Raw genomic sequence first — 1,138 nt, forward strand, 5'->3', positions numbered from 1 at the left:
GGCAAAGACCGCTTTGTTCCTCTCCCTAAACGCACATTACTGGCGCTGAGATACTATTGGAAGACACATCGACACCCGAGCTACTTGTTCCCTGGGGCAAATGGCGACACTACGGCCTATATGGATAGAGGCGGCATCCAAAAAGCGATGAAGCGAGTCGTCAGTGATTGCAACATCCACAAAAGCATTAGCCCACATAACCTGAGGCACAGCTACGCCACCCACTTATTAGAACAAGGCTTAGACCTGCGTTCAGTACAACAGTTATTAGGCCACAACAGTTTAAACACCACCGCACGCTATACCCGCCTCACCCAAATTACTCGAAAGAATACCGCTCAAGCCATTAATCACTTAACCAATACTCTGGTACTGGAGTGGGAGTGTGGGCTATGACGTTTATCGATATCCTACGGCAACATCATGATGAGTTACTTAAGCATGATGGTGGCCAACTTAATCAAGAACAACGCCGTGGCATAAAAGCCATGCTCAGTTGTCGACAGAACACCGACAGAGTCAGTCGTTGGCACTGTAATAGTTGTGATGAAAATACCGAGGCACCACTCTCTTGCGGTCATCGACACTGCCCCCAATGTCAGCACCACACCACCAGTGAATGGCTGGCAAGGCAGCAACGAAAACTGCTACCTGTGAATTACTTTATGGTGACCTTCACTGTACCCTATGAGCTTCGGGCATTGATTAAAGCGAATGCCAAACGTGTCTATCCCATGTTGTTCAAAGTGGCGGCCAGTGTATTAAAAGACTTCGCTGCACGTAAGAAAGCGCTACAAGGCCAGATAGGGTTTACAGGTGTGTTACACACCCACAGCCGTCAACGCGAGTACCATCCACACTTGCACTTTATCATCCCCGCGGGCAGTTATCACTGGACAACAGGTCAGTGGCACAAACTTAAAGGGAAGTATCTGTTCAACGTACATAACCTTGCTAACGTCTGGCGGGCAAGGTTGTTAGAAATGCTCAAACGCACACTGTCGTTAACCTTACCTGCTGGCATGAACAAAGCTTGGGTAGTGCATTGCGTTAAGGTTGGGCAAGGTGCGCCTGCATTAAAGTATTTATCACGATACCTTTACCGCGGTGTATTGCCAGATAAAGCCATAGTGAAAGT

2 protein-coding genes are annotated in these 1,138 nt (G+C 48.2%); both read left to right on the forward strand.

The features are described from left to right. Positions 1-396, forward strand: a 396-nt coding sequence (locus GFB48_RS17145) for a tyrosine-type recombinase/integrase (RefSeq protein ID WP_163938678.1), incomplete at its 5' end; no start/stop codon positions are given. After that, on the forward strand, positions 393-1,138 hold a 746-nt coding region (locus tag GFB48_RS17150; protein ID WP_163938681.1), incomplete at its 3' end, for a transposase zinc-binding domain-containing protein. The genes GFB48_RS17145 and GFB48_RS17150, both read left to right, overlap by 4 nt.

This window comes from Paraferrimonas sp. SM1919 (assembly GCF_010993985.1).
Taxonomy (GTDB): domain Bacteria; phylum Pseudomonadota; class Gammaproteobacteria; order Enterobacterales; family Shewanellaceae; genus SM1919.